Below are 21,190 nucleotides of genomic sequence, written 5' to 3'. Positions count from 1 at the left end.
TTGGCCGCCCCCTGGTTACGGCTCCGTGCTGGTCTCAGTGCTAAGTGTGGTGGTGTCAGGACGGTGTTTGAGCTTGCGCGAGCTGCCCCAAAGCCCATGCCAGTTCGCGCAGCGGTTGTTGTTCCGTCTCGTGGATTTGCTGAAGTTGCTGGGTCAGGCTCGGCGCCCCGAAGATGCCGCGCAGACCTTGATCAATGTCGCCACTGCGCTGGTTGAACGCCTTCAGCGGTGCGGCGTCCTCGAAGCCATTGCTATCGAAGATGTTCGCCAGGCTGCTGCTGCCGAACACGCCGCCATCGCCGCCGCCGAAGCCGAGGAAGCCGGCTCCGCTGCCATCGCCGAAGCCATCACCGGCACCGCTGGCGAACACTTGGGCGATGAAGCTCGGTGCCGTGGCGCCGTTGTGGATGAAGATGCTGCTCACGCTCGGCAGGCCACTGCCCAGCGTCCGCTGCTCGAACAGTGGCGTTGGCAGCAGCGGCGAGTTGGTCGGTGGCAGTGGCAGTTCCGGCACGGCCGGTTGAAGCGGCGCGATGGCCGGCGGCGCCGGAAGAGGCGGCGGGTTGGCCTTGAACTGCGGATCGCCGTCGTTCAGCAAACCGAGGGTGTAGCTGCCGCCACTGAACGAGCCGCTCAGCGCATTGCCGGCGCTGTCGACGATGCCGCTGCCGGCGGCGTTCAGGGTGATGCCCAGGGAGCCTTGGCCGGTGACATTGCCAACTACTACCTGATAGGTCCGCGCATCGAGCTGGACCACCGACTGCACGCGGCCTCCGGCGCTGCCACTGGTGATCAGTGCGAAGTCGCCGGCATCCACACCGCTCACCGCTTCGTCGAAGGTCAGGGTGAAGTTCAGCGTGGTGTCAGCGGTCGGCGACGTGCCCGTCGGGACAAGGCTGATGGCGCTCGGCGCGACTGCATCAATCTGCACACCAGCGGTGCCGGCGACACTGTTGAGGGTGGTCACGACGTTGTTGCCGACGCCGTCGCGCAGGGTGCCACCGTTGTTTTCGATGCTGCTGCCGAGGCCGATCCCATTGCTGTCGAGCTGACCGTTGGCAACCGTCAGGCGGAACACCAAGGCGCCCGTTCCCGAGCCAGACAGGTAGTCGGCATACACGGTGCCGCCGGTATCCAGGGTGATGGCGATACGCGGTGTACCACCGGTGGTATCGACGTTGACGGCGTCGTCGAAAGTGACCGTGAAATCGAGGTTCTGCCCGGCGACGTAGGTGCCATTGGCGGGCACCGCGACCGAACTTACCGAGGGCGCCAGGGTGTCGATGGCGTAATTGTTCGAGTCGGTAGTGCCGGTGCCGGCGTTGCCTGCCAGGTCGGCGACGCCGGTGTTGTCCAGGCTGATCAGGTTCGCTGTGTCGTCGACATTGACGTCTGGGGTCAGCGTGGCGGTCCAGGTGATGCCGCCATCCCCGCTCGCCAATCCGCTAAGCGTGCCGTTGGCGACAGTAAAGTCGGTTGTGGTCAAGCCTGATACGGCTTCGCTGAAAGTGATGGTGACGGTGGAGGTCTCGCCGGCGGACAGCGCCGCATCGGCCACCACTATGCTGGCGGTGGGCCGCAGGGTGTCGATGGCGTAATTGTTGGAGTCGGTAGTGCCGGTGCCGGCGTTGCCTGCCAGGTCGGCGACCCCGGTATTGTCCAGGGTGATCAGGTTGCTGGTGTCTTCAACATTGGTGTCAGTAGTGAGGATGGCGATCCAGGTGATGCCGCCATCCCCGCTCGCCAACCCACTGAGTGTGCCGTTGGCGACGGTAAAGTCGGTTGTGGTCAAGCCTGATACGGCTTCGTTGAATGTGATGGTGACGGTGGTGGTTTCGCCGGCTGCCAAGGCAGTATCGGCCACGCTGACCGTTGCCGTCGGGCGCAGGGTATCAATGGCGTAGTTATTGGAGTCGGTGCTGCCGCTGCCGGCGTTGCCTGCCAGGTCGGTGACGCCGGTATTGTCCAGGGTGATCAGGTTGCTGGCGTCTTCGGTATTGACGGCCGGGGTCAGCGTGGCGGTCCAGGTGATGCCGCCATCCCCGCTCGACAAGCCGCTGAGTGCGCCATTGGCAACGGTAAAGTCGGCGGTAGTCAGGCCGGTGACAGCTTCGTTGAAGGTGATGGTGACGGTGGTGGTTTCGCCGACGGTCAGGGCTGTATCGGCGACCACGATGCCGGCAGTCGGGCGTATGCCATCGATGACCAGCGCCTTGTTGGCGCCCAATGAGCCGGCCGTGCCTGGAGTAGGCAGGGTCAGCACCGCGTCGGTGTCTGAACCATCGCGAATGGTGCCACCGTTGAGCGCGAGGGCTGTGCTGGAGAAATAGTCGAGGTCGGCAGAGCTATCCCCGGCCTGGATCGTGTAGCTGAACGTCAGCGTGTTGGTGCCCGAGCCAGACACGAAGTCGAGCGTACGGTCGGTCGTGCCGGTTTCCAATTGCAGAGTGGGAGTGCCGGTGACGAACACCGAAGTATCGAAGGTGACGGTGATCGTGACTGTATCGCCGATCTTGTAGGTGCCATTGGCGGTGCTGGACGACACAGCAGTCACCGTCGGCGCAATGGGCGCGGTCAGGGTGAGGTCGTTGCCGGTGCCGCCGATGTAGCTAGCGGTCAGCTCAGTACCGTTACCGCCTGCGGTCGTGGTGCCGCCCTCGGCGAGGCCGGAGAAGGTGCCAGTGACGCTGTCTGCGAGGTTATTGTTGATCAGCGTGTAGGTATCGCCCAACCCCGGGGTGTAGCCATGGTTCACGGCCAGCGTCGCACCCGAAACGTCGACGGCGCCGTTCACCACTACCTGGTCGTAGTCAGTGCCAGCCGTAGCGCCGTTGATGTCGATGGCGAGCGTACTGCCCGATGCCATGGTCAGGTTGCCGTTGACAGTCAGGGTACCAACTCCATTGGCACCAGGTGCGAGGGTGCCACCGCTGTTGACCGTGAGATTGGTTACGCTGCCTGTGCCGATGAGGGTTGCGCCAGACTCAACAGTGACCAATGAAGTACCGTTTAGCGCACCGGTGACCGACAGGGTGCCGACTGATACGGCAGTTGCACCGCCATAGGTATTCGTTCCAGACAGCGTAAGCGCACTGCTGCCGGTTTTGGTGAGACTGCCGCTACCGTTGATGGCACCCGACAGGATGGCTGCGGCAATGTTATTGATCGTGGCGCTACTGGTAAGGGATACGCTGTTATCAATCGTGGTGGTGCCGGTAATTGTCAGGATGCCGTTGTTTAGGCTCAGCGTGCCGGAGCCCAGATTGTCATCACTGGCCACACTCAGGGCGCCGCCCCCCGATATGGTTATGCCCCCCGTGAAGGTACCGCTGTTGCTCCCCGACAGCGTCAAGGTACCGCTGCCAGTTTTCGTGAAGCCGCCAGTGCCGCTGAGGGCGCCGGAGAAGGTGGTACTGTTGTTGTCACCGCCGGAAGTCAGCGTCGAGCTGCCTAAAATGACGTTACCTGAACCGGCCAAAGAGCCCAGGCTTTCGCTTGCGCTCAGTGAGAGCGTTGCGCCACTCGCTACGATGGTGGCACTGGAGTCGCTGATGGCGGCTCCACCGTTGAGCGTTAAGGTTCCGGCACTCACCGACGTGCTGCCGGTATAGGTATTGGCGCCTGACAGAGTGAAGGTGCCGCTGCCGGTCTTGGTAATCCCGTTACCGCTTCCGGAAATGACACCCGAGAAGGTTGTGCTGGTGTTGTTGCCGCCGGTGGTCAGCCCGGCGTTGAGCACCACGCTGCCGGTGCCGGCCAGTGAGCCGATGAACTCGGTGGTGGAGACGGTCAGCGTGGTGCTGGCCGACAGCGTCAACGCACTGTTGTTGCCGATGGCCGAACCACCGGTCAGGGTCAGCCCGCCGGCGGTGAGGTTGACACTGCCAACGTGGGTGTTGTTGCCGGACAGGGTCAGGGTGCTGGCACCGGTCTTGGTCAGGCTGCCGCCGCCACCCAGGCTGCCACTTAGCGTAGCGGTGGCGCCGTTGCTGATGGTCGAGGCAGAGGTCAGCCAGATCGCGTTATCGACTGTGGTAGCGCCGCTGATGCCCAGGGTGCCGCCGTCCAGCGTGATCAGGCCGGAACCCAGCTGATCGTCGTTGGAGATCGATAAGGTTCCGCCGGTGACGGTAGTGCCGCCGGTGAAACCGGCTTCGTTGCCGCTGTTGGAAAGGACCAGGGTGCCGCTGTCGGTCTTGTTCAGACTGGACGTACCACTCAGCGCACCGCTGATCGTCAGGGTACTGCCCGAGGCCGCGCTGATATTGGCGTCACTGCTCAGCATGACGGTGCCGCTGAGAGTCGAGGAGCCGGAAACCAGATGGATGGCGCCGTAGTTGACGCTGCTCACCTGCGTGCCGGTGCCGTTGACCAGAAGGTTCTCGGCGACGGTGAGGCCACCCGCCACGCGCAAAGTCGCACCGTTCCAGACCATAGTGCTGCCAGCAGTGGTACCCAGCGCATTGGCGTGGCCAAGGATCAGCGTTCCCGCCATGACGCTGGTGCCGTCGGTGTAGGTATTGTTGCCGTCGAGCTGGAGGATTCCCTGGCCGAACTTCAGCAAGGTGCCGCCGTCGCTGCCAGAAATTATGCCGCTCAAGGTCAATTGCGTAGCAGCGGTGCCCCCCACATCAATGATGCCGCCAATGCCGAGATTGATGGCGTTATCCACGGTAAAGGAGGCGTTATTGTTGGACAGGGTGCCACCGCTCAATACCAACGTGCCGGACGAGAGATTGTCATCGTCACTGATTTGCAAGGTGCCGTTGAAAGCTCGGATACCGCCGGACATATTGGCTTCGTTGTCAGTGCTGGTGAGGGCCAACGTTCCGGCACCTTGCTTAAGCAGCGTGCCACTGCCGGCCAGCGTGCTGCCGAGGGTGACTGTGCCGCTAGCGTGGGTGACGGTCTGGAAGGTCCCGCCACCGAGCGTAATGGTGCTGCCGGTAATGGTCAGGCCAGCGGCAGCATCGGCGTTGAAGGTCAGGCTCTCGCCGAGGCTGAGCCCGCTGCCGAGGTTGAGGGTCTGGTTGGCCAGATTGCTGCTGAAAATGATCGTCTGGCCACCGGTGGCGTCATTCGCGGCGATGGCGATGGCTTCACGGAGGCCGACGCCGTCACTCGCGTTGATCGTGGCGGTGTCGCTGGTGTTGGTGACGTAGATGGAATCGCTGGTCACCGTGATGTTGGCAGTGGTGCTGCTGGTGCCGTCGCTGAGGGTGAAGCGCATGTTCGCATCACCGGCCGGCGTGTCGTTGCGGTAGGTGATGTGCCGCGCCACGTCATTGACCAGCGCCGTAGTGGCGGCGGTGGCGCTACTGGTGAAGATCACCGTGAGCACGCCACCGCTATTGGTATAGGTGGCGAAGGTTTGTCCGTCCGATTGCAGGTTGCCGCTGGCGCTAGTGCCGCTGACGGTAAAGAGGCCGGAGGAAGCAAAACCCAAGATATCTGCGGGAACGGCTGTACTGCGTTGTACGGTCAGGCTTGCTCCGTTCCAGTCACCGTTGCCGCCGTTGAGCGCGCCAAGCTCGGCATCGGTGAGCGAGGCGTTGCCTCCGTTGTCGAGCGTCACCGTATTGCCTGGGCCGGCCCAGGCGACGCTCTCGCCGTTAAGGTTGGCGATCATCGGTGCCGAGTTAATGACATTGCTGACGGTAATGCCATTGCCAGTCAGATCGGCAACGGTCACCGCGGCATCTGCCCCCGCAGCCCAATCTTCCGCGGCAGCCAGGTTGTACGCGGTGCCGCCGATGGAGCTACCACCATTCTTGTTGAGCAGTAGGCCGATGGCGGTCTTGTCCGTGGCATTCAGCGTGATGGTGAAGCTGGTGCCGCTGGTTATTTCGACGTTGCTACTGGTCAGGGTATAGGGGCTGCCACCCTGTCCCACAATGCTGAGTTTGGATGCGACGATGTCGTTACTTGCCCCGGATCGCATGACCAAATTGCTACCGCTGACGACCAGCGTGCCCGTTGTAGCGTCGTAGGTCGCGCTGGTGATGCTGGGCGCGGCGACGTTGCTGGTGGTGATGGCGTTGGACGAGTCGGCGGGGGAGTAGCGAGAGGCGTTCCAATTATCCGAGGCGAACAGATTGAACGCTGTACCGCCGGTAGAGCTGGTGCCATTCTTGTTGAAGATCAGGTTGATAGCGGCCCTGTCCGTAGCATTCAGCGTGATGGAAAAGGCCGAGTCGCTGGTCAGGGTCACGTTCGCAGACGTCAGGGTGTAGGTGGCGCCGCCTTCGCCGCTCAGCGTTAAGCGCGAGACATCGATGCTGTTACCGGTGAACAGGTTGGTGCCGACGCCCTGGAGCACACCGGTGCTGGCGTCATAGGTCGCGCTGGTGATCGTCGAAGGTATAGGGGCTGCTGCGTTGGCGATGGAGAAGCTGTCGAAGAGGATGTTGGCTACGCCATACATGCTTTCAGCGTTCTGGAACTGAATATCGAACTTGGTGATGCCGGTAAAGCTTGTGTAGGTGCCTTGTGAGAAGGCGCCTGCGCTGGTGTCTTTGGTAAAACTCGTGGTGACGGTGCTGCCATCGGCTTTGTAACCGGTGATGGTGAACGAGTAACTACCGAAGCCGTTGAACTTGCTGAAGCCTATGGCTGTCAGGTCGAAGGTGCCAACAGTGCTGTTGTCAGCACTGACGGTAAAGTGTCCGACGAAACCAGGGTTGCCGCTGACGTTTAGGTACAGGCCTCCGGGCGTATCGGTTCCCACTGCATTGTTGGTCGACAGGGTAAAGCCTGGAATGAAATTACCCGGCGTGGTCGACGAAGTAACGTCCTGCATCCCGTTGGGTAACGCCAGCAACGTGTCTGCCTCAGGCTGAAGGGCGCGCGCCTCGATTGCTCCAACGCTTTGCTCCAACTCCCAATCGCCACCACGGGCGCTGCTGCCGGTTGCGTCGCTGGAAGCCGACACGTCTGCCCGCGTCGCGCGAGCCAGCCCATCGAGCAGGTCTCGACCACTCTGGTCGGCCGCGATATCACAGCCGTAGAGCAGAATATCTCCGTCGTTGCTCAGGGCGTTGCCGACCTCACTCAGTAACTGGCTATGTTGTTCGAGGTTGCCGGTGTTCAGGGTCAGGCTGCCCAAGTGCAGGGTGCCAGCACTGCCGTGCGAGAGCACGTGGATGGCGTCGATATCCTGACGGCCCTGCAGGTAGTCGGCGATCTGTTGCAGGCCATCTTTGCTGCCATCGATCAGCACAACTTCACTGCCGGGCTTCAGGCCGTCGGCCAGTTGCTGATAGTTCTGCACCTGACTGTCGATGAACACGATTTCATGGCGCTGATCGGCCGTCGCGGCCGGCGGGGTGGCGTCGTGGCTGTCCGTCGTGTGGCTATCGGTCGGCGCGTCAGTCGGGGCCTTGGCGGCTTCCGGCTGTGCGGCGTCGGTCACCGTGGCGGCGGCCGCGCCGTCGAACAGCATGCGCGGTTCGAGGGCCATGGCGAGGGGGGGGCGTTGGGCAGTGAAGCTATCGGTCTTACTGCGGAATAGGTCGAAGAACTTCACAGCGAACCTCCTTGTTACGGCTAAGGGCCAGGCGCTGATGGCGAAACGATATGTAAGGCGCGCAGTATTCCTGCAACGGGTACGTCAGTACAACTACCGTCTGACTGGCCGAGCCGTCAGAAACCGCTCTCCCGCACGCCAAGCGCGGCGACGCGCCGCCAGATGGCGCTGAGCAGCGATTCGCTGCGCGCCGCCAGCACCACTTCGCCGCGCAGCGGCTGGTCGAGTGTCAGGTCATCGTCCAGCACCGCCAGGCGTACCCCGTACTGCGCCTGTACCGGCTGCGCGCGGCCGTCGGCATTGCGTTGCACGGCGATCGGGCCTTGCCGGTCGGAGGCCAGGGCTTCCAGGTCGAGGTGCGCGGCGCCGGTGGCGTCCACCGAGTCGAGGCGCACCGCCAGGGCGGGGCGATTGGCGTCGTCGGCGATGAAGCGGCCGCTGTCTCCGGCCTGCACCCGCCACAGCGCCTGCTCGGCGAGGTAGCCGCGGGCTTTCACCCCCGGCTCGACGACCCGCGCCAGCACCGCGGTCGGCGACAACCAGCGGCCCGGTGCCAGTTCCGGCAGCAGGTCGCGCACCACACCGCTCTGCGGCGCACGGATCTGCAGGCGCTCGCGCTGGGCGGCGAGGCCGCGGTATTCGGCCACCGCCTCGGCCAGTTGCTGTTCGAGCACGCCGACGTCGGCAACTGTCTCGCTGCGCCCGGCCTGGCGGCGCAGTTGCAGTTGCAGGATCTCGATCTGCCGGCGGGCGATCTGCTGACGGGCGTCGAGGTCGGGCGATTCGAGGTCGAGCAGCACGTCGCCAGCGGCCACCGTTTGCCCGTCTTGCACCCGCAGCTGCTTGACCCGTGCGGCCAGCGGCGCATGCAGAGCAGTGACCCGCGAGGCCTCGATCATCGCCGGAATCTCGACACTGGTGCTCCACGGCACGCACAGCGCAATCAGCAGCAGCGCCAGGCCGCTGGCAGTCAGCAGCAGCCGACCGGGATGCGCCTGGTCGCGGCGCTTCCACCACTCCTTGGCTTCGTTCCAGATCGGCAGGCCGATGAACCAGACCAGTTCGACCAGCATCAGGAAGATGCCCAGCACCTTGAAGAACAGGTGGTAGACGGTCAACGCGATGCCGAGGAACAGCGCGGCACGCCACAGCCAGGAACCGTAGCCCCACGCCAGCAGGCGCCGGCGCAGGCCTTGCGGCCAGGGCTCGGGCATCGGGTCGCCATAGCCGAACAGCGCCTCGCGCAGGCGCCAGCGGCACAGGGCGAAGGCGCGGCCCTGCAGGTTGTCGACGCCCCACAGGTCGCTGAGCAGAAAGTAACCGTCGAAGCGCATGAACGGGTTGAGGTTGATCAGCAGCGTGGTGATCCAGGTGGCGCTGGCCAGCATGAAGGCGGCGGTGCGCGCCGGGCCGTCCGGCAGCAGCGACCAGGCGAGCAGGGCGATGCACGCCAGCAGCAGCTCGGCGAGCACACCGCCGGCGCCGATCAGCAGGCGCGAGCGGCGGTCGTTGACTCGCCAGGCATCGCTGACGTCGGTGTAGAACAGCGGCAGCATGACCATGAACGCCACGCCCATGCTCTGCACCCGGCAGCCGGCGCGCTTGGCCATGAACGCATGGCCGAATTCGTGGCAGAGCTTGGCGAACAGCAGCGCCGAGCCGAAGGCGAGGGCGCCACCGAGACTGAACAGGTGCGGGAAGGTGGCGAGGAAGCGGTCCCAGTCGCGCGCCACCAACAGCAGGCCGAGGCCCAGCGTCAGTGGCAGGCCGAAACCGAGCAGGCGCCGGCCATGCCGGGCCAGCCAGGGCCAGGTGCGATTGAGGAAGGCATCCGGTCGCCACAGCGGAATGCGGAAGAACAGGTACTGGTGCAGCAGACCTTTCCACAGCCCGTGGCGCTGCAGCGCGGCCTTTTGCGCATAGCTGTCGCGCTGCTCGCGGTCGGCGGGGCTGATCAGGTCCTGATTGCGCAGGAAGCCGAGCATCTGCAGCAGCTCGTTCTCGCCGAGCGGCTCACCCCCTTCGCGGTTGGCGGCCTGCAGCACCTGCGCGGCATCGCCCTGCGCCCAGTGGCGCAGCAGGCGCATGGCATCCTGGCCGAGCTTGAAGTAGCGACCGCGCAGCGGATCGGCCAGCGTCCACTGCGGCGCGCCATCCAGGGCGGGGGCGGCGGGCGACAGCTGCAGGTCGGCGCGCAGCGCCGGCAGCTGCATTTACAGGCCTACCGTCTGGCGCAGCGCCGCCAGTGGCCGGCGCAGCAGATAGAGGATCAGCGGGGCGCGGTCGCCGAACAGCTTGGCTGTGCCGCGCAGACCAATGCGTGGCGGTGCCTCGCTGAAGCGGGCGTCGAGCCGATAGGCCAGCTGGCCGCCGGCCACCGGCTGCGCCTCGTAGGCGGAGCGCAGCAGGCGGGCCGGGTGGCGGTGCAGCGGATCGCTGTCGAGGAACAGCAGCACCTCGGCGTCCGGCTCCAGGTGGATCACATTGTTCACCGCGAGGTCGATGCGCAGCTCGGCCTGCTGCGGGTCGGCGATCTCCATCAGTCGCTCGCCGGTCTGTACCGGCTTGCCGGTCCAGCGCTCGGCATCGGCGAACACCGCAATGCCGTCGCGCTCGGCGCGCACTTCGCTGCGCGCCAGCAGGTTGCGTGCATAGTCGCGCTCGGCGCGCTTTTGCTCGACGCGCGCGGCCAGCAGGTCGATGCGCGAGTTGGATTCGGCGTCGGAGAAGGCGCGCTGCGAGTTGGCCTTCAGCTCGGCTTCGGCGACGCCCAGGGTGCGCTCGGCGACATCGGCCTGCGCCTGCTGGGTGGTGGCGTCGAAGCGCAGCAGCAGCTCGCCGGCCTTGACCGCCTGGTTGGGCTTGACCAGGAACTCCTTGAGCACCCCGTCGAGCGGGGCGGCGACCACGCGTCCGCCGAGCGGCACCACTTCGGCGGGCGCCAGCACCGATTGGCGGATCGGCACCAGCAGCAACGCCAGCAGCCCGGCGCCGACCATCAGCAGGCGGCGTTTCGGCCAGCGCAGGCGCCACGGTGCGCGCGGCTGCAGGGCCAGCCAGGCGTGACCGTAGCTGTCCGCCAACTGGCTGAGCAGTGCTTGCTCGGCTTCGTTCCAGGCTTGTTCGCGGGCCAGCCAGAGGCCGCCGAACAGCTGCTGTTGGCGGTCGAGCAGTGGCAGCCAGAGGACCTGTCCGGCCGACAGCTGCTGCCAGTCGGCCTGCTGTTGCGGGCCCAGCTGGGCGATGTCGACCAGCTGCGCAGTGTTCAGGCCGTCGCCACGCTGCAACTGCGCGCAGGCCTGCTCGACGAAGGCGACGAACGGAGCATTCGGCTCGACCACGCTGACGCCGCTGAGAGCGCGGACCTTGCCGGCGATCAGCAGTGCGGCATGCCGGTAGCCGAACAGCGCCTGCGCGTCGTTGACCAGGTGGTAGGCGAGCTGCTCGAGCGTCTGCGCTGCGCGCGCCTGGCGTTCGAGGGCGAGGAATTGGGCGAAGACGCGCTCGGCGAGGCCGACCTGCGGGGCGTTCATGGTTGCGCCGCGAAGCGCGCGGTACCGCTCATTCCGGCCAGCAGGCCCTTGGCGTCGGCCGGCAGGTTGCCGATCAGCAGCAGGGTCTGACTGCCTTCATCGATGCGCGCGCCGAGGCGCTTGACCTCGACCTGCAGCGCCTGGCCGGTTTCGTCGGGGACGAAATCGAAGTGCTGGCCGGGTTTCAACCAGCTCAGCCAGGCCGAGGGCACCAGCAGGTGCACTTCGAGGGTGCTGTTGTCGACCACTTCCAGCAGTGGCGCGCCGCCGGCGACGCTTTCGTGCGGCTGCACCTTGCGTTGCACCACGCGCCCGGTGAATGGCGCCGGCACGCTGCAGCGCTTGACCTGCACCTGATACACCTGGGTTTCCGCGGCGGCCTTGGCCTGGCGGGCTTCGGCCAGGGCGACCTCGAAACGACCGACCGAGTTGAGCGCGGCCAGCTGCTTGTTGTGCACCAGTTCTTCGCGGGCGGCCTGGGCAGCAGCCTGGGCGGCATTCAGCTGCGCCTGGTAGGCGCTGCAGTCGAAGCGCACCAGCACGTCACCCTTCTTGAAGTCCTGGCCATCGGCGAACGGCATTTCGGTGATGCGTCCGGCCAGCTCGCTGGACAGCACCGCCTGGTTGCGCGCGCGCAGCACACCGCGCGCCTGGCGTTCGGCGCTCGCCGAGGTCGGGGTGTCGAGCAGCGGATCGCTGTCTGGAGTCACCGCTTGCGCCTGACCGAGGCACAACAGCGAGGCCGCGCAGGCCAAGCCGAGAATTCGCCACATTGGAACCACCCCTTTCCCCTGGAATCCGCGCAGTGTACGGAAGAAGGTGCACGGCGCAAATCACTGCTGGGCGGGCGCTCAGCCGTAGCGCAGCGCTTCGAGAAAGGCGATGCGATGGCCGATGTCATGCACCACGCGCGCGCTGGCGATCTCGTTGTAGTCGACGCCGAGGAGCAGATCGAGCAGCTGTTCATCGCGTCGGTAGTGCGGGCGCCAGTCGAGCAGACCCTCGAGATAGCCAATGTCAGCGATGCCTTTGCGCATGCCGCCGAGCAGCAGGCGGCCGCCGCGCCGGGTGGCCTTGAACAGCTGGCTGGCGAGCGTCACGCAGCTGGTGTCGTCGAGGTGATCGCACAGGCCACTGGAGTACACCAGGTCGTAACCGGCGAACGGTAACTGGCCGTCGAGCAGCTGCTCGAGGCTGCCGGTGCAGGTGCTGACGCCCTGCGCGGCATAGTCCGTGGCGACGACCCGCAGGTGCTCGGCATGGCTATCGAACACGCGCATTTCCGCGAAGCGGCCATGGCGGATCGCCTGGGACAGCTCGGCTTCACGGAAGTGGCCGCCGCTGATGCACAGGATGCGTGCCTGCGGGCCGACGCGCAGGCAGGTGTCGTCGATCGCCCGGGCGATCATCCGTCGCCGGCAGCGCAGGGCGCGGGCCGCTGGTGAGTTGACGGCGTAGTCGAACAGGCGCTGCAGGCGGCCGTCGGCGGCGGCGTCCAGCGCCGCGGTGTTGATGCCGAATAGATAGTCGAGCAGCACCGCATTGCCCAACGGGCGCTGCTCCGGGGGCTGGCGGCGGCGAAAGGGGAGGACGTTGCCGGTCTGCTCCGGCGCGGCTTCAGCCTGGATTTGCGGGGGCATGGTCTTGTCCATGACGGGTACCTGTCGCACTGACGTGAACTGCCTGGTCGGCACCAAGAGACACGCTAGAGCGTTGCGCCCGCTTTGCCATCATTCAGATGAATGAAGTGTCAGCTTTCCAGGCGCAGGAACAGGCTGACCAGCTCGGTCTGCCGTTCGGTACCGGTCTTGCGGAACAGCGCGCGCAACTGGCTGCGCACCGTGTTGATGCTGACGTTCAGCCGCGCGGCGCAGGTTTCCGGCGCCAGACCCTGGGCGAGCAGTTCGGCCAGCCGGCGTTCGGCGGCGGTGAGCTGGAACAGCTCGGCCAACAGCGCCCCGCGCGGCTGATTGCGCAGCAGGGCGACCAGCGCCAGCGGGCGCAGGCGCACATGGCGCTGGGCGACGTGCTCGGGCACCGGGGTGATCAGCAGCTCGGTCGGACTCGCCCCCGGCAGGCGCAGCCAGCCGGCGCGCGCCACGTTGCGCACGTCGGTGGCGCGGCGCAGCAGCGGCGTGAGCGGCTGGCTCTTGCAGCGCAACACGCCGTGGCTGGCCTGCAGCGGGCTGTCGGGTTCGCCCAGGCAGCGCTCGGCGGCGGCGTTCTGATGGACCACGCGGCCGTCGCCGTCGACCAGCCATTGCGGGGTGCGCTGTTGATCGAGGAGCAGGTCGCGGTGCTGGCGGTCGAGGAGCAGGCGATTGATCTGGCTGGCCATCTGGCCGACGCGCACCAGATGCGGGGTCAGGCGCTGCAGCAGTTGCAGTTGCTCGGCACTGGGCAGTTGCGCATCGCGCTGGGTCAGCAGGCTGAGGTAGCTGCCGAACTGGCCCTGCTCATGCAGCTTGAGGCAGGCGGTGCTGTGCAGGTTGAAGGGCCGATACAGCTCCTGGTAGTAGACGTCGCGGCGCATGCGCTCCGCGCCCAGGTCGCGCAGGTCGTGGTACCAGTGGCCCACGGGGCTGTCGGCGGTGAACACCAGGCCGGGATCGAGGCTGCAGTAATAGTTGTTGTAGGCGTCGACGCTGGCGGGATCGAGCAGGTTCACGCCGGTCAGCTGCGGGCCGGTCTGCTGCTGGTCCCAGAACATCAGGGTGCCTTGCTGATGACCGGTGGCGGCCATCAGCCGCTCCAGCAGCGGTTGCCAGCTGCCTTCATCCAGTACGCACTGATAACTCAGGCCGACCAACTCGTCATAGAGCTTTTCCTGGCGACTCATGGGGTCCCTCCGACTGCTGCCTACGCCGCGTCCACCTGGCTGACGGCCATCATTGCCAATGCCGGGCCGCTCTGCAATCTCCTGTCGGCGCGTGCAGGCCGCACTTTAGCGCGGCGGAGCGGATACCCGCCGGCAAGGGTTCGTACCACTGTGTAAGAAAATCGTTACGGGGTGGAGTGGCGCAGATGGCCTCGGCTGGCGCGCCGGGTTGCTGTAAGGAAAACCTGCCACTGCGTTCGGACGTCGACTCTTGAGCGGCGGCCCGGCCGCTTGTCGGCCCTGCGCGGCTCGGTTGTCATGAGGTCATGCTCATCGCCCTGCACGCTGCGGGCGCTGACCGAGCCGATAACGACAATCAGGAGGCTGAATGAACGCCGTGGCCAAGATCGAGCAGCACAATCCCATCGGTACCGACGGCTTCGAGTTCGTCGAATTCACCGCCCCGGACGCCACCGGCATCCAGCAGCTGCGTGAGCTGTTCAGCAGCATGGGCTTCACCGAGACCGCCAAGCACCGCTCCAAGGAAGTCTTCCTGTTCCAGCAGAACGACATCAACATCGTGCTCAACGGCAGCCCGACCGGCCACGTCCGCGAGTTCGCCAAGAAGCACGGGCCGAGCGCCTGCGCCATGGCGTTTCGGGTCAAGAATGCCGCGCAAGCGGCGGCCTACGTCGAGGCGCAGGGCGCCACCCTGGTCGGCAGCCACGCCAACTTCGGCGAGCTGAACATCCCCTGCGTCGAAGGCATCGGTGGTTCGCTGCTGTACCTGGTCGACCGCTTTGGCGACAAGAGCATTTACGACGTCGATTTCGAGTTCATTCCCGGCCGTTCGGCGCAAGATAACGCCGTGGGCCTGACCGCCATCGACCACCTGACGCACAACGTCAAACGCGGGCAGATGGACGTCTGGTCGGGCTTCTACGAGCGCATCGCCAACTTCCGCGAGATTCGCTACTTCGACATCGAAGGCAAGCTCACCGGCCTGTTCTCCCGGGCGATGACCGCGCCGTGCGGCAAGATCCGCATCCCGATCAACGAATCGGCGGACGAGAGTTCGCAGATCGAGGAGTTCATCCGCGAGTACCACGGCGAGGGTATCCAGCACATCGCGCTGACCACCGACGACATCTACGCCACCGTGCGCAAGCTGCGCGCCAACGGCGTGGATTTCATGGTGACCCCGGAGACCTACTACGAGAAGGTCGACAGCCGGGTTGCCGGGCATGGCGAGCCACTCGACGCGTTGCGCGAGCTGAACATCCTGATCGATGGGGCCCCTGGCGACGACGGCATCCTCCTGCAGATCTTCACCAACACGGTGATCGGCCCGATCTTCTTCGAGATCATCCAGCGCAAGGGCAATCAGGGCTTCGGCGAAGGCAACTTCAAGGCGTTGTTCGAATCGATCGAGGAAGATCAGATTCGCCGTGGGGTGCTCAAGGCCGACTAAGCTTTCTGCACAAGCCGGGGGCGAGGGAGCGCCCCGGCAGCGGAGACCGAGCCAATGCTGACCCTCTATTCCTACTGGCGCTCCAGCGCCGCCTACCGGGTGCGCATCGCACTCAACCTCAAGGGCCTGGGTTACAAACAGGTGCCGGTGCACCTGGTTCGCGATGGCGGCCAGCAGCATGCGCCGGAGTACCGCGCGCTCAATCCCCAGGGCCTGGTGCCGCTGCTGGTGGACAGCGGCAGCGGTGCCAGCGAGGTGCGCATCGCCCAGTCGCTGGCGATCCTCGAATACCTCGACGAAGTCTTCCCGGTGCCGGCGCTGTTGCCCGCCGAGCCGCCGCTGCGCGCCCAGGTGCGGGCGCTGGCGCTGCATGTCGCCTGCGACATCCACCCGCTGAACAACACCCGCGTGCTCAAGTACCTGACCGCCGAAGTGGGCGCCAGCGACGCCATCAAGGACGCCTGGTACCGCCACTGGGTCGAGCTCGGCCTGGGCGCCGTCGAGCAGGGCCTGGGGCGACTGCCCAGTCGTCTATCGCTTGGCCAGCGTCCAGGTTATCTGGAAGCCTGCCTGATTCCGCAGGTGTACAATGCGCGGCGTTTTAACTGTGACCTCTCGCCATACCCCCGCATCCTCGACCTCGTCGCCCGCTGTGAACCGCTGGACGCCTTCCGCAATGCGGCGCCAGAAGCCCAGCCCGACGCCGAATAGGTGCCAGGCTCATCCGCCTGATTGAATTCCGCCGCGTCACGAGCGCGGCGGGTCCCATTCGTCACAGCTAAGAACAACAAAGGGAAGCTGACGCAATGACCCAACAAGTCCTGCACCAGGGCGAACTCAAACGCGGCCTGAAGAACCGCCATATCCAGCTGATCGCCCTGGGCGGCGCGATCGGCACCGGGCTGTTCCTCGGCTCGGCGGGGGTACTCAAATCGGCCGGGCCGTCGATGATCCTCGGCTACGCGATCGCCGGTTTCATCGCCTTCCTGATCATGCGCCAGCTTGGCGAGATGATCGTCGAGGAGCCGGTCGCCGGCTCGTTCAGCCATTTCGCGCACAAGTACTGGGGCGGCTACGCCGGCTTCCTGTCGGGCTGGAACTACTGGGTGCTCTATGTGCTGGTCGGCATGGCCGAACTCACCGCGGTGGGCAAGTACGTCGAATTCTGGTGGCCGGATGTGCCGACCTGGGTCAGCGCGGCGGTGTTCTTCGTGCTCATCAACGCGATCAACCTGACCAACGTCAAAGTCTTCGGCGAGACCGAATTCTGGTTCGCGATCATCAAGGTGGTGGCGATCATCGGCATGATTTTGCTCGGCTGCTGGCTGCTGTTCAGCGGCACCGGCGGTCCGCAGGCGTCGGTCAGTAACCTGTGGAGTCATGGCGGCTTCTTCCCCAACGGCCTGACCGGCCTGGTCATGGCGCTGTGCTTCATCATGTTCTCGTTCGGCGGTCTGGAGCTGGTCGGCATCACCGCCGCCGAGGCCAGCGAGCCGAAGACGGTGATCCCCAAGGCGATCAATCAGGTGGTCTACCGCATCCTGATCTTCTACGTTGGCGCCCTGGCCGTGCTGCTCGCCCTGTACCCCTGGGACCAGCTACTGGCAACCCTTAACGCCTCCGGCGACGCCTACAGCGGCAGCCCGTTCGTGCAGATCTTCTCGCTGATCGGCAGCGACGTGGCCGCGCACATTCTCAACTTCGTGGTGCTCACCGCGGCGCTGTCGGTCTACAACAGTGGCGTGTACAGCAACAGCCGCATGCTCTACGGCCTGGCCGAGCAGGGCGACGCGCCGAAAGCGCTGCTGAAGGTCGACAAGCGCGGCGTGCCGGTGCGCGCGATCGCACTGTCGGCGGCAATCACCCTGCTGTGCGTGGTGGTCAACTATGTGGCGCCGGCCAAGGCGCTGGAGCTGCTGATGTCGCTGGTGGTCGCTGCGCTGGTGATCAACTGGGCAATGATCAGCTACTCGCACCTGAAATTCCGCCAGGCCATGCAGGCCCAGGGCACCGAGCCGTCGTTCAAGGCCTTCTGGTACCCGTTCAGCAACTACCTGTGCCTGGCCTGGGTGGCGCTGATCCTCGGCGTGATGCTGCTGATTCCGGGCATCCGCATCTCGGTCTACGCGATTCCGGTGTGGCTGCTGGTGATCTGGGCCTGCTACCGCCTGCGCGTGGCCCACGGCCCGGTGCGCCTCAGCGAGCGTTCGGCGGTCGAGTAAACCGCCCGCGCTAGGGGGCGCGTCGCCCCCCCTAGCGCTGCTCCAGTTCCCGCGCCCACTGCGCCAGCGGCACCGTCTGCCGCTCATCCCAAATCCGCGTCCACAGCAGGCGCAGCTGCGCCAGGTCGCCACGTTCGCTGGGCCAGCGGTTGACCACCGGCGCCAGCTGCCAGCCACCGCCGCGCCATTCGGCCATGACGAAGCGGAACGGGTGGTACCCGGTCATGCCCAGGCGCAGGTCGGTGACCACCAGCGCGGCGCCCAGTCGGTCATAGCGCAACACATCGCCGGTGAACCAGCGCAGCCGCTGCCACTGCGGCGAATCCGTCAGCGGCGCGGCCAGCGCAGTGCCCCTCGGTATGCGCTCGAGACGCGGCGGCTGCTCATCGAACCAGCTCACCAGCGCCTCGTGGTAGTCGTTGCCGTCGATCACCACCACGCGCCAGAGCAGGCTGTTGAACGGTGTCGGCGCGCTGAACAGCGCCTGCAGGCGGATGCCCTGCTGCGCCAGCAGCGGCTCCACGCGCGCCTCGGCCATCACCTTGCCGGCCACGGTAAACGCCAGGTACAGACAGGACAGGCCCAGCGCGGTCAGCGGCCAGACCGACGCGCGCCCGCGCAGCCCTTGCAGCAGGCCGATCGCGATCGCTGCCAACAGCGGCAGGGTGTACAGCGGATCGATGATGAACACTGTCGACCAGGCCACCGGCGGGCTGTTCAGCGGCCAGAAGAACTGCGTGCCGTAGCTGGTGAAGCAGTCCAGCAGCGGGTGGGTGACCAGCACCAGCCAGAGGGTCAGCAGCAGCCGTTGGGTGGAATAGCCGGCGTGCGGATAGCGCCGGCGCACCAGCCAGGTGAGCAGCGCCGCCAGGCCGCTGAGGAACAGCAGCGAGTGGCTGAAGCCGCGGTGATGGGTCATCCAGTCCACCGCGTCGCGGTAGTCGATCAGCACGTCGAGGTCGGGCAGGGTGCCGAGCAGCGCGCCGTAGAGCAGCGCCTTGCGGCCCTGCCAGCGGCCGAGCAGGGCGCCCTGCAGCGTGGCGCCGAGCGCCATTTGGGTGATCGAATCCATCGCGCGTCCCTCTGCCCATGCCGTCGGCAAGGTTAGGTCAGCACGCCGCTGCAGGCCGCCGGGAAATCGTCGCCGCAGATGTCCGTCGGCGGCTATGGGCGCCTGCGCGGGGCGGGGCTAGCATCAAGCTTTCTACCCGAGGAGCCCGAACATGCTTGCATACGACTTCCAGGTGGCCTGGGCCGACCTGGACTCCAACGCCCACGTGAAGAACTCGCGGTATCTGGACTACGTCTCGCAGGCGCGCTTCCTGTTCCTCGCCGAGTTCGGCTTCACCCCGCAGGCGTTCGCCGAGGCACGCCTGGGACCGGTGGTGCTCGAGGACCGCGTGCAGTACCGCCGCGAGATGCGCCTGCTGCAGAAATTCAAGGTGCAGATGAGCATCGGCGGGCTCTCCGAGGACGGCGCCAAGTTCATCATGGTCAACGAAGTGCTCAACGAGAAGGGCGAGTTGTGCGCCAAGGTGACCACCCAGGCCGCCTGGTTCAGCCTGGCGAGCCGCAAGATCACGCCGCCGCCGGCGGAGCTCAAGCAGGTCATGGAGGGCGCGCCGCGCACCGAGGATTTCCACTGGCTGTAAGCCGCCGGGCGGAGCGTCGGGTATCCTGCAGCTTTCCGCACTCAGGCGCGCCGCCATGCTGGTCATCTCCAACAGCGTTCATCTGCCCGACGACGAGGTCGAGCTGACCGCCATCCGCGCCCAGGGTGCCGGAGGGCAGAACGTCAACAAGGTCTCCAGCGCGGTGCACCTGCGCTTCGACAGCCAGGCCTCGTCGTTGCCGCCGTTCTACAAGGAACGCTTGCTGGCGCTGCGCGACAGCCGCATCACCGCCGACGGGGTGATCATCATCAAGGCCCAGCAGTACCGCACCCAGGAGCAGAACCGCGCCGATGCCCTGGAGCGCCTTGCCGAACTGATCCGCAACGCCGGCAAGACCGAGAAGGCGCGGCGCCCGACCAAGCCGACCTTCGGCTCCAAGCAGCGTCGCCTGGAAGGCAAGAGCAAGCGCGGCAACATCAAGGCCGGACGCGGCAAGGTCGACTACTAGTCACCGCCAGTCGGCTGCCGGTCGCGGCGCCGGGCCGCGCTTCTAGACTCTAGGCAAGCTCCGCTATGCGGCTCGTGCCATGTCCCGCCTCGTTTTCGCTCCGGCGATTCAGCGTCATGTCGCAGTCCCCGATCAAGAGATCGAGGCGCCGACAGTGCGCGCCGCGCTGGAGCAGGTGTTCGACGAGAAACCCGAGCTGCGTGGCTACCTGCTCGACGACCAGGGTCAGCTGCGCCGGCACATCGCCGTATTCGTCGATGGCGTGGCGGTGCGCGACCGCCTTCTCCTGAGTGACCGCCTTGCGCCCAGTGCCGACGTCTATGTGGTGCAGGCGCTGAGCGGCGGCTGAGCAACCTGCCGATGAACGATCGAGTGCTGGTGGCGACACGCAAGGGGCTGTTCATCCTGCAGCGCAGTGCGGCAGGGCAGTGGGAGCTGGCGCAGACCCATTTCCTCGGCGAGCCGGTGAGCATGGTGCTGGTCGATCCCCGCGACTGGACCCTGTACGCCGCGCTCAACCTCGGCCACTTCGGCGTCAAGCTGTGGCGCCGCGCGCTCGGCCAGGCCGACTGGCAGGCCTGTGGAGTGCCGGTCTATCCGCCGCAACCGGAGCCGCTGCCCGCGGCAACTGAGGGTCAGCCGGCGCCCGCACCTTGGAGCGTGCAGCAGATCTGGTCGCTGGAGGCCGGCGGCGTCGACGAGCCGGGCGTGCTGTGGGCGGGCACCATTCCCGGCGGGCTGTTCCGCTCCAGCGACGCCGGCGACAGCTGGGCGCTCAACCGGCCGCTGTGGGACGAGCCGGCGCGCGAGCAGTGGCTCGGCGGCGGTTACGACTACCCGGGCATCCATTCGATCTGCGTCGATCCGCGCGACAGTCGGCACCTGAGCGTGGCCATCTCCTGTGGCGGGGTATGGCAGAGCGCCGACGGTGGCGGCAGTTGGCGCTGCACCACGCAAGGCATGTACGCCGAGTACATGCCGCCGGAGCGGCGTGAAGAAGGCGCCATCCAGGACCCGCACCGGCTGGTGCAGTGCCCGGCGCAGCCTGCCTCCATGTGGGTGCAGCACCACAACGGCATCTTCCGCTCCAGCGATGGTGGCGAGCGCTGGCAGGCCGTCAGCGCGCAGCCGTCCAGCTTCGGCTTCGCCGTGGCGGTGCATCCGCGCCTGCCGGACACCGCCTGGTTCGTGCCAGCGATCAAGGACGAGTGCCGCGTGCCGGTCGACGCGCGCCTGCTGGTCAACCGCACCCGCGACGGCGGGCAGAGCTTCGAGGCGCTCACCGAGGGATTGCCGGCCACCCCGAGCTTCGACCTGATCTACCGCCACGGCCTGGACATCGATGCCAGCGGCGAGCGCCTGGTGATGGGCTCGACCACCGGTGGCCTGTGGTTGTCCGAGGATGGCGGCGAGCGCTGGCAGTGCGTGTCGGCGCGCTTGCCGCCGATCTATTGCGTGCGCTTCGGCTGATGACGGTAGGAGCGAATTCATTCGCGATAA

14 protein-coding genes are annotated in these 21,190 nt (G+C 66.0%); 7 read left to right on the top strand and 7 right to left on the bottom strand.

Features of this window, described 5'->3' with window-relative positions; translation table 11 throughout:
* Positions 1 to 55 precede the first annotated feature (55 nt).
* The 6 genes from JQX08_RS02970 to JQX08_RS02945 form a co-directional block, all read right to left on the bottom strand.
* Positions 56 to 7,525, bottom strand: coding sequence for an Ig-like domain-containing protein (locus JQX08_RS02970; protein ID WP_346727572.1), 7,470 nt, complete (start codon positions 7,523 to 7,525; stop codon positions 56 to 58).
* A 116-nt stretch (positions 7,526 to 7,641) separates the two neighbouring features.
* On the bottom strand, positions 7,642 to 9,738 hold the full coding sequence (locus tag JQX08_RS02965; RefSeq protein ID WP_204914610.1) for a site-2 protease family protein: 2,097 nt from the start codon (positions 9,736 to 9,738) through the stop codon (positions 7,642 to 7,644).
* A complete protein-coding gene (locus JQX08_RS02960; protein ID WP_204914609.1) occupies positions 9,739 to 11,058 on the bottom strand; it encodes an efflux RND transporter periplasmic adaptor subunit in 1,320 nt (439 codons plus the stop codon). It lies immediately after the preceding gene.
* Positions 11,055 to 11,831, bottom strand: coding sequence for an efflux RND transporter periplasmic adaptor subunit (locus JQX08_RS02955; protein WP_204914608.1), 777 nt, complete (start codon positions 11,829 to 11,831; stop codon positions 11,055 to 11,057). The genes JQX08_RS02960 and JQX08_RS02955 overlap by 4 nt, the downstream gene beginning before the upstream one ends.
* A 78-nt stretch (positions 11,832 to 11,909) precedes the next feature.
* Positions 11,910 to 12,698 carry a class I SAM-dependent methyltransferase gene (locus JQX08_RS02950; protein WP_204914607.1) on the bottom strand — a complete coding sequence of 263 codons (789 nt, stop codon included), beginning with the start codon at positions 12,696 to 12,698 and terminating at the stop codon, positions 11,910 to 11,912.
* A gap of 110 nt (positions 12,699 to 12,808) precedes the next feature.
* Entirely contained in the window at positions 12,809 to 13,897 is a 1,089-nt protein-coding gene (locus JQX08_RS02945; RefSeq protein WP_204914606.1) for a helix-turn-helix transcriptional regulator, read from the bottom strand.
* Positions 13,898 to 14,264: 367 nt separating this feature from the next.
* On the opposite strand from JQX08_RS02945, the gene hppD reads away from it, so the two are divergent.
* The 3 genes from hppD (at position 14,265) to JQX08_RS02930 (ending at position 17,569) form a co-directional block, all read left to right on the top strand.
* A complete protein-coding gene (gene hppD, locus JQX08_RS02940; protein ID WP_204914604.1) occupies positions 14,265 to 15,347 on the top strand; it encodes a 4-hydroxyphenylpyruvate dioxygenase in 1,083 nt (360 codons plus the stop codon).
* A 54-nt stretch (positions 15,348 to 15,401) separates the two neighbouring features.
* Positions 15,402 to 16,058: a maleylacetoacetate isomerase gene (gene maiA / locus JQX08_RS02935; RefSeq protein WP_204914602.1), complete on the top strand. Its 657-nt coding sequence runs from the start codon at positions 15,402 to 15,404 to the stop codon at positions 16,056 to 16,058.
* A gap of 95 nt (positions 16,059 to 16,153) precedes the next feature.
* Positions 16,154 to 17,569, top strand: a complete 1,416-nt coding sequence (locus JQX08_RS02930; protein ID WP_204914600.1) for an amino acid permease — start codon at positions 16,154 to 16,156, stop codon at positions 17,567 to 17,569.
* A 31-nt stretch (positions 17,570 to 17,600) separates the two neighbouring features.
* Here JQX08_RS02930 and JQX08_RS02925 read toward each other — a convergent pair whose 3' ends face one another.
* Entirely contained in the window at positions 17,601 to 18,641 is a 1,041-nt protein-coding gene (locus JQX08_RS02925) for a metal-dependent hydrolase (protein WP_204914598.1), read from the bottom strand.
* Between the two features lie 151 nt (positions 18,642 to 18,792).
* On the opposite strand from JQX08_RS02925, the gene JQX08_RS02920 reads away from it, so the two are divergent.
* The 4 genes from JQX08_RS02920 (at position 18,793) to JQX08_RS02905 (ending at position 21,160) form a co-directional block, all read left to right on the top strand.
* Entirely contained in the window at positions 18,793 to 19,221 is a 429-nt protein-coding gene (locus JQX08_RS02920; RefSeq protein WP_204914596.1) for an acyl-CoA thioesterase, read from the top strand.
* A 55-nt stretch (positions 19,222 to 19,276) separates the two neighbouring features.
* On the top strand, positions 19,277 to 19,690 hold the full coding sequence (arfB, locus tag JQX08_RS02915) for an alternative ribosome rescue aminoacyl-tRNA hydrolase ArfB (RefSeq protein WP_204914594.1): 414 nt from the start codon (positions 19,277 to 19,279) through the stop codon (positions 19,688 to 19,690).
* A 79-nt stretch (positions 19,691 to 19,769) separates the two neighbouring features.
* Positions 19,770 to 20,039, top strand: a complete 270-nt coding sequence (locus JQX08_RS02910; RefSeq protein ID WP_204914593.1) for a MoaD/ThiS family protein — start codon at positions 19,770 to 19,772, stop codon at positions 20,037 to 20,039.
* An 11-nt stretch (positions 20,040 to 20,050) separates the two neighbouring features.
* Positions 20,051 to 21,160 (top strand): WD40/YVTN/BNR-like repeat-containing protein, encoded by a 1,110-nt coding sequence (locus tag JQX08_RS02905; protein WP_204914591.1) that lies wholly within the window; start codon positions 20,051 to 20,053, stop codon positions 21,158 to 21,160.
* Positions 21,161 to 21,190: the final 30 nt, after the last annotated feature.

It is taken from the genome of Zestomonas insulae, from assembly GCF_016901015.1.
In the GTDB taxonomy this organism is placed as follows: domain Bacteria; phylum Pseudomonadota; class Gammaproteobacteria; order Pseudomonadales; family Pseudomonadaceae; genus Aquipseudomonas; species Aquipseudomonas insulae.
Note: the sequence above shows the minus strand (reverse complement) of the source record. Positions and strands in the feature narration are given on the sequence as shown.

Excerpts from the sequence above, each read along its gene's own strand:
- JQX08_RS02965 (WP_204914610.1), bottom strand. The coding sequence starts at position 9,738 with ATGCAGCTGCCGGCGCTGCGCGCCGACCTGCAGCTGTCGCCCGCCGCC.
- JQX08_RS02920 (WP_204914596.1), top strand. The coding sequence starts at position 18,793 with ATGCTTGCATACGACTTCCAGGTGGCCTGGGCCGACCTGGACTCCAAC.
- hppD (WP_204914604.1), top strand. The coding sequence starts at position 14,265 with ATGAACGCCGTGGCCAAGATCGAGCAGCACAATCCCATCGGTACCGAC.
- JQX08_RS02930 (WP_204914600.1), top strand. The coding sequence starts at position 16,154 with ATGACCCAACAAGTCCTGCACCAGGGCGAACTCAAACGCGGCCTGAAG.
- JQX08_RS02925 (WP_204914598.1), bottom strand. The coding sequence starts at position 18,641 with ATGGATTCGATCACCCAAATGGCGCTCGGCGCCACGCTGCAGGGCGCC.
- JQX08_RS02950 (WP_204914607.1), bottom strand. The coding sequence starts at position 12,698 with ATGCCCCCGCAAATCCAGGCTGAAGCCGCGCCGGAGCAGACCGGCAAC.
- JQX08_RS02945 (WP_204914606.1), bottom strand. The coding sequence starts at position 13,897 with ATGAGTCGCCAGGAAAAGCTCTATGACGAGTTGGTCGGCCTGAGTTAT.
- maiA (WP_204914602.1), top strand. The coding sequence starts at position 15,402 with ATGCTGACCCTCTATTCCTACTGGCGCTCCAGCGCCGCCTACCGGGTG.
- JQX08_RS02955 (WP_204914608.1), bottom strand. The coding sequence starts at position 11,831 with ATGTGGCGAATTCTCGGCTTGGCCTGCGCGGCCTCGCTGTTGTGCCTC.
- JQX08_RS02910 (WP_204914593.1), top strand. The coding sequence starts at position 19,770 with ATGTCCCGCCTCGTTTTCGCTCCGGCGATTCAGCGTCATGTCGCAGTC.
- JQX08_RS02960 (WP_204914609.1), bottom strand. The coding sequence starts at position 11,058 with ATGAACGCCCCGCAGGTCGGCCTCGCCGAGCGCGTCTTCGCCCAATTC.
- arfB (WP_204914594.1), top strand. The coding sequence starts at position 19,277 with ATGCTGGTCATCTCCAACAGCGTTCATCTGCCCGACGACGAGGTCGAG.
- JQX08_RS02905 (WP_204914591.1), top strand. The coding sequence starts at position 20,051 with ATGAACGATCGAGTGCTGGTGGCGACACGCAAGGGGCTGTTCATCCTG.